The organism is Chroococcidiopsis cubana SAG 39.79, assembly GCF_003991895.1.
Classification (GTDB): Bacteria; Cyanobacteriota; Cyanobacteriia; order Cyanobacteriales; family Chroococcidiopsidaceae; genus Chroococcidiopsis; species Chroococcidiopsis thermalis.
The window spans coordinates 32139-43934 of record NZ_RSCK01000055.1 but is presented as its reverse complement, the minus strand read 5'-3'; the positions used below and the strand labels follow the sequence as shown (position 1 = coordinate 43934).

Here is an 11796-nt window from a genome sequence, read left to right as displayed (position 1 = left end):
TGTAGGGGGCTGCCATACTAATTCCCAATTGCTCTGCTATCCCTACTATAACGTCCTAATTTAACTTCGTAGTGCTATACAACAAAATAGTCATAATTTACGGATTAACACTTCTGATTCGACTACAGACTTGATTGACAACGGTACAGTCATTCTCGATCGCTTGGAAATTTTACCTGACAATTCTGAATCTGCTTCAGATAATGATTCAAGTCCGATAGGCGATCGCGATGGTTCTACCAAAGATGAAGATCGTCATCCCGATAAAGATAATAATGGGATTGGTGATGGGAATGGCGGTGGCAGAGATCGTCATCCCGATAAAAATAATAATGGGATTGGTGATGGGAATGGCGGTGGCAGAGATCGTCATCCCGATAAAGATAATAATGGGATCGGTGATGGGAATGGCGGTGGCAGAAATAATAACCCTGACAAGAACGATAAATCTCGAAAATAAATCTTAAATCTCAAAGAGATTATTGGCGATTGAGAATTAAATCAAAAGAGACGAAAGATCGCCAGAGAAAGACTTACACTTTCTCTTCTGAATCAACTTCTTCTACAATTTCTACTGTATTAGTTGATTCCCGCCAAAATACCGTACTTGCTTCTAAATCTTCTGAGTCAACTTCTGCGGGGATGGCAACAGCTAGTAAGTCATCGCGATCGCCAAAGTTATCATTATTAGTACTATCAGTACCAGTTAAATTTTGTAGCGCAACTAAAGCTTCTGAGGCTGATTGATAGCGCTGCGTATAATCGTACCGTACCATTTTACCGATAAAAGTTGCTAACTCCTGGCTCACTTCAGCTTTATCTAACCACAGTACCTCACCCGTTTGCGGGTCGAGTTGAAGTTCGTGAGGTGCAAATCCCGTTAAGGCTTTAATTAATAACATGCCGACTGCATAAATATCGCTGCTGTAGAAAGCACGACCTGCGGTTTGTTCGGCAGGAGCATAACCTAAAGTGCCAATGCTAACTGTCAAGTTAGTTTGCCCAGTTGTTAGCATTTGATTGCTAACTTGCTTGACAGCACCAAAATCAATAATGACGAGTTTGCCATCGGAGTGCCGTCGCATGATGTTGCTAGGCTTGATATCGCGGTGAATTGTCTTACACCTGTGAACGAATGCCAAAATTGGCAGTAAATCTTGCAGAATCGCGATCGCGGCGATTTCGCTCACAGGCTTGCCAGGTTTGAGTTCCCAACTGAGGGGATGTCCGTTAATCAACTCTTGAACTAAAAAGAATTCTTCACCTTCTGCAAAATAGGCAAGCAACTGGGGAATTCGGTCGTGTTTCCCTACAATTTCTAAGGTTTCTGCTTCAAGTTGAAACAACCTGCTAGCCATTTGTAAATGCTGGGGATGATTGCTAGAAGGTTTCATTCGCTTCACAACACAGAGAGGTTTGCCGGGACGTTGTAAATCTTCTGCAATGTAAGTTTCACTAAACCCACCAGAAGCTAAAACTTTGGTAACTTGGTAGCGTCCGCTGAGAATTTTTCCCGCCGTAACTAATTCGTGTGGCAGTAATTTTTGGATCTCGTCTTGTTGGTTGTCTACCTCTGGGGATTCTAAAACAGTGGTATTTTCTGTAGCAGCAGGTTTGAGTTGAATTGTCTGGCGGCGATCGCTCATCGTTGCGATCGTCAAGTAAGAACCACCACACAACACAATTGTTAACATCGGTACGGCAGTGGGTAAGATCGAGTACTGATATGTAAAGACGGCGTAACTGATACCACCCCACGCGATCGCAATTCCGATTGTCCATCCTAGTTGAGAGCTGAAGCACTGAGTTTTTGCTAGCACAATTGTCGTTCCAGCGGCTAATAGCAACACCAACAACCCCTGGAAAAAAGGATTGGGAATTGCCAAGGCGATCGCTTTTTGTTGTAACCGCGTGGCGATCGCATTCGCTTGAATCTCTACCCCTGGCATCGGCTTGGGATACAGCCAGCTGTAGGAAAAAGGTGTTTTGTGAAAGTCTTGCAGCGAAGCAGCTGTTGCGCCAACAATCACAATCTTATTCTGAAAATAACGCCCCTGTTGCAGGTATGTGTTCCAATTCTCGGTATCGAGGACGTGCCAAAAAGGGATATATTCAAACGTCCCCGCAGGTCCATAGAAATAAATGCGATCGCCTTTAGAGGAAGTAGGGGCGCACAGCTGTGCGCCCCTACAATTACGAATCGAAGATGCCACCGCTTGCTCAAAAGAGGGCATTTCTACCCCCATAGCCGCATAATTATCAAATTGCTGTTGATATTTTGTTGCCAAACTTAAAGGAAATTCGCTAGAAAATCTGTGAATTTTGCCATCTAACTCTAGGGGGAAATTGACAAAACCAACTGACATTGGCTTCGTCCACAAAAAACGAACTGGCTTGGTTAGTTGAATGATATTACCTTGGCGCAATTGCGATTGCTCGTACTCCGCTGCTAAGGTGACTTTACCAGCGTAGCGTTGTAACACTCTTGCAAATTCGCAATCGTCTGTACTTCCATAACTGCTGGGAGATGCGAATACTATGTCTAAAGCAACAGCACGCGCTCCTGCTATCATTAATCGATCGATCGCTTGAGCATAAGCAAGTCGCTGCCAGGGCCAAGCTTGCAAGGGCTTGAGAGCGGCATATTGTTGAGGGTTAGTTTGATAGTATTGTTGAGGAATTGATAAAGATTGCTCGTCAATTGTCAGGATAACAATATCCTCTGGTGGTACAACAGCGCCCCGAATTTCAAAAAATAGCGCCTGGGTTTGGTACTCCATCATTTGTACTAATGTCCCATTAGTGGCTGTAGCTACTGCCGCAGCCACTCCCCAAAATCCAGATATGAGTCGATCCCACTGGAAAGATCGTAAAGACTTACTCTTCTGAAGCAGCGATGGTATCTTTTGTACATCGGACAGTGTACGATCTTGTCCCATATAGTTATGTCAGACTGGGAGTTAGAGGATAGGGACAGTCAGCAGGGGGCTTCTGATTTGGTAACTTTCAAGTTGCGACTAGTTACCATACACTAGACAGCCCAACTTAACTCTACCGATCGCCCTAGTTTCTTTTTTGACTGCCTGACCCTACTAGTTTAGAGTTCCCTATCTAGGAAGAAAACCTGTCTCATCCAATCGGAATTTATGAGAATTTTAAGCACGATCTGGCAATTTCTGCGATCGCTAACTGTCGATCTTGGCAACTACGTTCGGTCTGAACTGTGGAAACTACCAACCAACTGATAAAATTAACTGCGAATTTAGTTAATTTAAGGGTAGATGTTAAAAATAGGTGTTGCGCTTAAGCTAACCTGGTAAAGGTTTAGCAAGCATGGTTTAACCTTTAAGACGAGAGGCTCACTAAAACTTAGGAAGGGTGAATGTAAAATCGATTGAGATCCATAACATACAATTCATAAAATGATGCATAAAAAATTGTTATAATTGAGAATTCGACGTTAAATAGTTTTTGGAAAATTTCTAGGTATTAAATTTCTATGCCTTGTTCTATGATGAACCGTCTGTCTATATTTGTAGACGGGAACAATATGTTCTACGCACAACAGAAAAATGGTTGGTTTTTCGACCCGCGAAGGGTGCTAGAGTACTTTAGGAAAGAGCAACCAGATACAGTACTAATTAATGCCTTTTGGTACACTGGATTGAAAGATCCTCAAGATCAAAGGGGTTTTCGGGATGCACTCATTAGTCTGGGATACACCGTTCGTACTAAAATTTTAAAAGAGTACTACGACGATACCTCGGGTCGCTATTCGCAAAAAGCGAATTTAGATATAGAAATTGTAGTAGATATGTTTAATACAGTAGATCAGTACGATCGCGTAGTTTTATTTAGCGGTGACGGAGATTTTGAGAGAGCTATAGAATTATTAAGGTCAAAAAATACTCATATTACAGTTGTATCTACAGAAGGAATGATTGCAAGAGAGTTACGGAATGCTACCGATCGATACATCGATTTAAATGATATTAGAGAATCCATTGAAAAAGCTGATTATTAGATAAGTGGTGCGTGGTACGTGGTGCGTGTTTTTTATACGATTACTAATAGCTAAAACAGGGATAAATGTCTGGTGAATCTATGGACAATCAATGGGGAACAGAGCGGGTCATAATTTTCGATACTACGTTGCGGGATGGCGAACAGTGTCCTGGGGCAACGCTGAACGTCGATGAAAAATTAGCGATCGCCCGTCAATTAGCTCGCTTGGGAGTAGACGTGATCGAGGCAGGCTTTGCCTTTGCTAGTCCTGGCGATTTTGAGGCAGTGACAAGAGTTGCCAAAGAAGTCGGAACGATTGATGGACCGATCGTCTGTAGTTTGGCAAGGGCAATTAAAGCTGACATTAAAGCCGCAGCCGAAGCCCTCAAGCCAGCCGCTAAAGGCAGAATTCATACATTTATTTCCACATCAGATATTCACTTAGAATATCAGTTGAAAAAATCGAAAGCCGAAGTCTTAGCGATCGCTGAAGAAATGGTGGCTTACGCTAAGTCTTTTATGGACGATGTGGAATTCTCAACTATGGATGCTACCCGCACCGATCCAGAATATTTGTATCAAGTTTTGGAACGGGCGATCGCGGCTGGGGCAACAACAATTAATATCCCCGATACTGTCGGTTACACAACTCCTAGTGAATTTGGCGCATTAATTAAAGGTATTAAAGAAAATGTCCCCAACATCGATCGCGCCATTATTTCCGTCCACGGTCATAATGATATCGGTTTAGCCGTTGCTAACTTTCTCGAAGCCGTAAAAAATGGGGCAAGACAGCTAGAATGTGCCGTTAATGGCATTGGCGAACGGGCTGGAAATACAGCGTTAGAAGAAATTGTGATGGCGCTGCACGTCCGCAGGCAATACTTCAACCCCTTTTTAGGTCGTCCGGCAGAGTCAGAAGCGCCGCTAACTAATATTGATACGCGGGAAATCTACCGCACTTCTCGCCTAGTTTCTAACCTGACAGGAATGCTAGTACAGCCAAATAAGGCAATTGTCGGAGCAAATGCTTTCGCTCACGAGTCTGGCATTCACCAAGATGGTATTCTCAAAAATAAGCTCACCTATGAGATTATGGATGCTGAGTCGATTGGTTTAACAAATAACCAAATCGTCTTAGGCAAACACTCCGGTCGCCATGCTTTTAGTTCGCGCTTGCAAGAATTGGGCTTTAACCTGTCAGAAACAGAATTAAACAAAGCTTTCTTACGATTTAAAGACTTAGCGGATAAGAAAAAAGATATTTCCGACTGGGATTTAGAGGCGATTGTCAACGACGAGATCAAAACGACTCCAGAAGTTTTTCATTTAGAATTAGTCCAAGTATCTTGTGGCGATTGCACTCGTCCGACAGCAACTGTCACCTTACGGACTCAAGATGGTGAAGAACTGACCGATGCAGCGATCGGCACGGGACCCGTGGATGCTATATATAAGGCGATCAATCGGGTGGTAAACGTCCCCAATCAGTTAATCGAATTTTCCGTCCAGTCCGTGACGGCGGGAATTGATGCAATCGGGGAAGTCACGATCCGACTGCGCTACGAAGATAAAGTCTATTCCGGTCATGCAGCAAATACAGACATTATCGTTGCTTCTGCCCAGGCATACGTCAACGCCTTGAATCGGCTTTATGCGGCATTGCAGCATCAACAGCAACGCGATCGCTCGTTAGCATAGTTTTAGATCCTTCTCAACTCCGCTTAAAAACAATACGATCCCCCCAACCCCCCTTCATAAGGGGGGCAACACGATCCCCCCAACCCCCCTTCACAAGGGGGGCTAATAGTAAGTAGTCAGTAGGGTGGGCAACGCCCACCTTAACTGTAGGTTGAGGCTAATAATAAGTAGGGTGGGCAACGCCCACCTTGACTGTAGGTTGAGGATTGCGTTCGATAAAATATGCCCACTGTCCGACTTCGACATTCAGTCAATTGGCATTCAGTCAATTTGAGTTTGTTTGCCTTGTTAGTACTGCTAATTGCGATCGCCACAGCACTATATACATCTAGCGAACGTAACTTTTATTGGTGGATCGATTGGTATTACAAAACTATCGAGGTTGCTGGTGCTTTTCGTCAATCTCCCATCGCAGGCATTAGTAACTTTTTGCAATCGCTAGGAGCAGAACGAAATAAAATTTACACTCTGCCATTAGTGCCATTTATCCTACTATTTGGCGAGTCGCGATTAGTCTATCAAATTGGTTTAGCACTCGTTTATTTACTACCCTTTTCCCTGGTAATGGGAGGTTTGGGGACGCGATTGATTGCAGCCAATTCTATAGCTGTTTTTTGGTCAACGGCAATTTTTAGTTTATTAATTCCTATCAATTGGATACCAACTTTTCTTGGCATTCCAGATACGGGAGGGGCTGGATTAATTGGGCTAGCGATTTGGATTTACTTGCAAGATATGAGACTGAAACGTTGGTGGCGCGTGCCAGCGATTGGTGTCTTATTAGGATCGGCGATTCTCTTTCGTCGTCATTTTGCTTACGGGGCGATCGCTGTTTTAGTTGCAATGTCTCTGCAAGCATCGATATTTTTCTGGACTACTAGACGTATAAAACCACAACTAGCGTGGCAGAAATTACGGCAACTTGCAGTCAAGATTGGTTTAATTGCTATCATCTGTTTTATTACTCTTGCGGCGATCGCTTGGCAGTTTACTTATAACGCGCTAGTTACAGATTATCGAGGGCTGTATGCTTCTTGGAGTTTCCCAATTCATACAATTGTCGAACTCTATGCTGCTTATTTTGGCTGGGCAACGCTCATACTTGCCGCACTCGGATTTCTAGTTGGAATTGTGACTCGTACTCTGTATCTTCCAGCATTTAGTTTCATCTGGCTGTTTGGCGTAGTCTCAGTAGTAGAATGGTTGATTCTCTTGCGCTATGCCAATGTGTTTTATTGCCTCCATTTGTCCCCAATTGTGGTATTAGGATTAGCTAGTGGTATTTGGACGGCTTACTTAAAACTCAAAGTTAAATTTCGTCCGCTCGTTTCAGGTATAGTTATTTTCTATCTGATTAGTAACTTAGTATTTGGACTGACTCCGATTGGGAAATTTCAGCATCCTCTCCGTTCCCTATGGACGCTGAATATTCCTCCCTTAGTCCGGGCAGATTACGATGAAGCGATCCAATTAGTAGCTTACTTACGTCAAATTGCGACTAATAAAAAGTCAATTTATATTGTTGGTTTCCAGCGGTTGCAGCTCAACAGTGGTATGGTGCGGGCAGTCGAACGTAGTGTATACAAACAAAACGAGCGAGATAATTTACTGTTGCTAGGCGTGCCTCAAGTTGATTCTCAAGATTTTTATCCTGTAGAAAGACTGTTACAAGCAGAGTATGTCGTCATTCCTCACCCATTACCAAATTTTGAGAGCGACTTTACCAAAGTTCCAGTGGTAGGGGAGTGGTTACCTCTCAAAGAACATGATGTTGTTACAGTTGTCTCTAATGCTTTTCAGCAAAATTGGGAAATAGCCAAAGATTTTCAGCTTTTACCCGTCCAGTTTCATTTAGCCAATGGTGCTGTTGTGAGTATTTACCAGCGTTTGCGTCCTACTTCCATAGAAACGGCAATCCACACCCTCGCCACCATGCAACAGAGAATTGGGCAGCGTCCAGGGGGACAGTTGGATTGGATGAGTTTGAGTCATCTATGGCAAGACAACAAAGTTACTAAAAACATCACCCGTAGCTATAGATTATTAGCGTATGCCGTCCCAGGAAGAGGAACGCAACCAATATCGTTCTTGTATTTGGGAACTTTAACCAACCGCACCCAAGTCACAGGTAAAGTGACTCTATTTGGCAAAACCTGTAATGGTGCTACGCTCAGTATAGAAATGCGCGATCGCCAAGGTCAACTCGTCAGCGCGATCGCATCGCAATCTTTCACTCATAAGTCTTACAAACTTCAAGTATCGTTGGCTAGCCAAAATCCAGAACCAACTTATTTATTATTAAACGCTCAAACGAGCGATAAAAATGATTTAATCAAAAGTTGTATTGTAGAAATCGATTCTTTAAAAGTATCTAACTTCTGACTCCGGACTTCCCTCTTATGGAAAATCAAAGATTAGAAAGAGAAAAACAATTTCACGATGCTTGGGCTGCGGCAATTGATGTTGAGGGAATTCGGGTAGCAGACTATTTTGAAGCTTGCACGGCTCCAGAAAATCGATTTATTCTCAGACATATGGGAGACGTGCAAGGAAAAAAAATCTTAGATTTAGGTTGCGGTGCAGGCGAAAACAGCGTTTATTTTGCTAAAAAAGGGGCGCTATGCATGGCAGCTGATTATTCTCCAGGTATGGTAGAAGTTGCTTTAGATTTAGCAGCTAAAAATGGTGTAAAAATCGAGGGACGAACGATGGATGCATCTGCTCTAGATTGTCCCGATAATTCTTTTGATTTTGTTTACGCTGCCAATTTACTACACCATCTTCCCGATCCTCGCGCTGCTATATTGGAAATGCATCGAGTTCTTAAGCCTGGCGGAAAAGCTTGCTTTTGGGAGCCGTTAAAACACAATCCCATTATCAACGTTTACCGTCGCATCGCTACTAAAGTTCGTACGGAAGATGAAATGCCGCTCGATATTGCGATCGTTAAGTTTATCGAACGTAATTTTTCTCATACCAATTACGATACTTTTTGGATTGCCACACTCTGGATATTTTTGCAGTTTTATTTAATAGAAAGAGTCGATCCAAATAAAGAACGTTACTGGAAAAAAATAATTATCGAACATCAGAGATTAGCTCCAGCCTATTTACGTTTAGAAAAGTGGGATAAGCTGCTGAAAAAAATCCCTGGCATGAAAAGATATGCTTGGAATTTGGCAGTTGTGGCAACAAAATAAATAGTTATCAGGGAAGAGTGGTAGTTGGTAGTTGGTAGTTGGTAGTGGTGCGTGATTTAATTCTTCTCTGCTCCCATGCCCGTCTGCTCCCCTGCTCTCTTCACTCCCTCAGCTCTCTTACTCTGCTCCCTGCTCCCTCTAAAAAGACGAACCTGGCTGTTGCAAAAACTCTTCTTCTTCTGGGGTAGAGACTCGCTCTAAAATTTTGTTGCGGTGGGGAAAGCGTTCGAATCTTAAAATGACTTCGCGGTGACGCAAGGCATAGGTAATTGCATCAGCACTATCAGGATCGTCGCTCAGCTGTTGAAATAGAGCTACAGAACGATTTTGATCCTCTAGGTTTTCGCTGTGTTCAAAAGGACAGTAAATAAACCAGCGTTGTACGGGTAATAATTCGCGATCGTAGCCTTGGGCTACGGCATACTGTGCGGTAGATAGGGCTTGCCAGTCAGTCGCGAAAGCTTGAGGTTTACTGCGAAACATATTGCGAGGAAACTGATCGAGCAGCAAGATCAAAGCCAGACAGCTGAGGGGAGAACTTTTCCAGGTGTCTAAATTCCCTGCTGCGGCTTGTTCGTAATCGCTCAGAAAGCGGGCTTCCACTTCTCGATCGAATTCAGGCTTTTTAATGAACCAAATCTGTCTTGGTTTTCCATAACTAGCCTGTTCGGGAGTACCAAACCAAAAATCTAAAATTCTTTTTGCCTGTTCTGATGACATGGCTGACAAACAACTCTATTGATTCTTACAAATCGCTTGCCTCATTTTCCGCATATTTTCTGGTAATTCAAATTGCATCGCTTGTTGAATAAAAATCGATGGAATTGGAACGTTAGGCGTAGCTTGTACGGCATAAGTGAGTAAAGTGCCAATTCCGCAATCTTGCAGGTTTAAATCTGCTGTAAAGTCGGTGAAAGTACCTTTTTCCATGCGAAACTGAATGCGCTGCTGGACTTCCTCAAACACGTTTAAATAGATTTCAACTTGAGCAGTGAAAATGAGAAACGCTTTGCGGGCAACTTGATATAAGCGCTTCACCTCACCTCGCTGCAAGACTTCGCTCTGGATCACGTCGGGAAAATATTGTACCCAACGAGGATAATCGGTAAGCTGCTGCCAGACTTGCGATCGCTGCATTGGTAGATACATACATGCTGTCACAGCCCCGCCCCATGTCGAATGAGGGCGCGTTTGAACTAAAATTTCCCCCCGCATCAAAGCTGTTTGCTCTGTCTGACCGAGCGTCGTACCTATATACATTGCTGTCATACTAACTTCGTTATTCCTCACACTTATGCACTTAGCGATCGCAAGCAGTATACTGCTTACTCTACCTATAGTTTTGTTAAGAGATGGTGAACGTACTATAAAGGTTCCCCAAATTTTGCCAAAAGCGATCTGTTTGGGGAGAATTCGGAATTTGGAATTCGGAATTCGGAATTATTTCTGTTTTAGTTTTCGGGTGGAGGTGACGAGAATACCAACAATTTCTGATGCTTCAGTCAGTAAAGGCTGAAATTTGTTGAGTTTAACCATACCAGATTCAATGAGAATTTCTAACCAGTACTCAGTTTCACGGGCTTCTTTGAGTGCAATTTCTAACTTGCTCAAAAAATCTTTGTCTGATTGTGCCGATTGCGCTTCGCGGACATTTGCACCAACACTTGTACCGCTCCTCAACAGCTGCCTAGATAAAGTTCTACATACTCCTGGCTTTTCGTCTAAAAAGCTACAAGCCTTAATCACTCTAATTGCAAATTTCTGTGTTCTCTCAGTAATAGGAGTATAGTTATTCATGTCTAAATCTAAACTTAAGGTATAATTTTATACTATATATTTAGATTCGTCTTGAATTCCAAATTCCGAATTCCAAATTCCGAATTCCGAATTATCTTGGTACAGGTACTTGATTTAATAAATTATTAATTAATGTTTCAATTTGAATCCCATCGAGTAAACTTTCGGGTTTGAGAATGAGACGGTGACGCAGCAGAGGTGGAGCTACAGCTTTGACATCATCAGGGGTGACGTAATCTCGTCCGGCAAGCCATGCGGCGGCTTGACTGGTTTGCAGCCATGCTACGGCACAACGAGGGGAAGCACCCAAAGTTAAATCGGGATGTTGGCGCGATCGCTGCACCAGAGCAAGGAGATAGTCTACAATTGGCTCTGCTACTTGTACCGATTTGACTTCCTGACGCGCTTGTAAAACCAACTTCACGTTAGCAACGGGTTCGATTTGAGCAATATCTAGCCGTCGAGATTGAAAACCCTTTTGGCTGTTCAGCAGCATTTGCTTTTCATGCTGGCGATCGGGATATTCTACCGTTAATTTGAATAAAAATCTGTCTAGTTGGGCTTCTGGTAAAGGATAAGTTCCCTCAAATTCCAAAGGATTTTGCGTGGCGATCGCCCAAAATAATTCCGGTAGCGGCAAGCTTTCACCATCCAAAGTCACTTGCTGTTCTGCCATTGCTTCTAATAAAGCGGCTTGTGTTTTGGGTGGCGTGCGGTTGATTTCATCTGCCAACAAAACTTCAGTAAATACGGGTCCCTTTTTCAGCGTAAAGTTACGACTGTTAAGGTCGAGAATATTCGTACCTGTGATATCAGCAGGTAAGACATCTGGTGTCAGTTGCACGCGGCGAAATTCTGCTTGAATAAGTTGCGCCATCACTTTCACTAGCAGAGTTTTTCCCGTACCTGGTACGCCTTCTAAAATGACATGTCCCCCCGCTAGCATTGCCACCAATAATTGTTGTACTAATTGAGATTGACCGACAACAACTCGGTTGAGGGCTTCACTGAGGCGATTTAATTCAGCGCGGAGTTCGGGCATGAGAAGGGGTAAGTAGGGATTAGAGTAGGGGCGCACAGTTGTGCGCCCCTA

Annotated in this window: 10 protein-coding genes; 5 read left to right on the top strand and 5 right to left on the bottom strand. The window is 43.3% G+C overall.

Translation table 11 applies throughout. The features are described 5' to 3' along the window. Nucleotides 1-130 precede the first annotated feature (130 nt). A complete protein-coding gene (locus DSM107010_RS40000) occupies nt 131-460 on the top strand; it encodes a hypothetical protein (RefSeq protein WP_199755724.1) in 330 nt (109 codons plus the stop codon). A 73-nt stretch (nt 461-533) separates the two neighbouring features. On the opposite strand, the gene DSM107010_RS24895 is transcribed toward DSM107010_RS40000, so the two are convergent. Then, nucleotides 534-2828 carry a serine/threonine-protein kinase gene (locus DSM107010_RS24895; protein WP_199755723.1) on the bottom strand — a complete coding sequence of 765 codons (2295 nt, stop codon included), beginning with the start codon at nt 2826-2828 and terminating at the stop codon, nt 534-536. Nucleotides 2829-3499: 671 nt separating this feature from the next. Here DSM107010_RS24895 and DSM107010_RS24890 point away from each other — a divergent pair. The 4 genes from DSM107010_RS24890 (at nt 3500) to DSM107010_RS24875 (ending at nt 8906) form a co-directional block, all read left to right on the top strand. Continuing rightward, nucleotides 3500-4024: a LabA-like NYN domain-containing protein gene (locus DSM107010_RS24890; RefSeq protein WP_039714205.1), complete on the top strand. Its 525-nt coding sequence runs from the start codon at nt 3500-3502 to the stop codon at nt 4022-4024. A gap of 65 nt (nt 4025-4089) precedes the next feature. Continuing rightward, complete coding sequence (locus DSM107010_RS24885) at nt 4090-5706, top strand: 2-isopropylmalate synthase (RefSeq protein WP_199755722.1); 1617 nt, start codon at nt 4090-4092, stop codon at nt 5704-5706. A 222-nt stretch (nt 5707-5928) separates the two neighbouring features. After that, the gene (locus DSM107010_RS24880) at nt 5929-8088 is read left to right on the top strand and encodes a hypothetical protein (RefSeq protein WP_106169454.1); all 2160 of its coding nucleotides are present in this window, start codon (nt 5929-5931) and stop codon (nt 8086-8088) included. Nucleotides 8089-8105: 17 nt separating this feature from the next. Continuing rightward, nucleotides 8106-8906, top strand: a complete 801-nt coding sequence (locus DSM107010_RS24875; RefSeq protein WP_106169453.1) for a class I SAM-dependent methyltransferase — start codon at nt 8106-8108, stop codon at nt 8904-8906. 138 nt (nt 8907-9044) lie between these two features. On the opposite strand, the gene DSM107010_RS24870 is transcribed toward DSM107010_RS24875, so the two are convergent. The 4 genes from DSM107010_RS24870 to DSM107010_RS24855 form a co-directional block, all read right to left on the bottom strand. Then, a complete protein-coding gene (locus tag DSM107010_RS24870; RefSeq protein WP_106169452.1) occupies nt 9045-9626 on the bottom strand; it encodes a DUF924 family protein in 582 nt (193 codons plus the stop codon). 15 nt (nt 9627-9641) lie between these two features. Beyond that, nucleotides 9642-10175: an SRPBCC family protein gene (locus tag DSM107010_RS24865; RefSeq protein ID WP_015155938.1), complete on the bottom strand. Its 534-nt coding sequence runs from the start codon at nt 10173-10175 to the stop codon at nt 9642-9644. A 171-nt stretch (nt 10176-10346) separates the two neighbouring features. Then, nucleotides 10347-10703 carry a four helix bundle protein gene (locus DSM107010_RS24860; protein ID WP_106169451.1) on the bottom strand — a complete coding sequence of 119 codons (357 nt, stop codon included), beginning with the start codon at nt 10701-10703 and terminating at the stop codon, nt 10347-10349. 91 nt (nt 10704-10794) lie between these two features. Then, nucleotides 10795-11745: an AAA family ATPase gene (locus tag DSM107010_RS24855; protein WP_127024165.1), complete on the bottom strand. Its 951-nt coding sequence runs from the start codon at nt 11743-11745 to the stop codon at nt 10795-10797. Nucleotides 11746-11796: the final 51 nt, after the last annotated feature.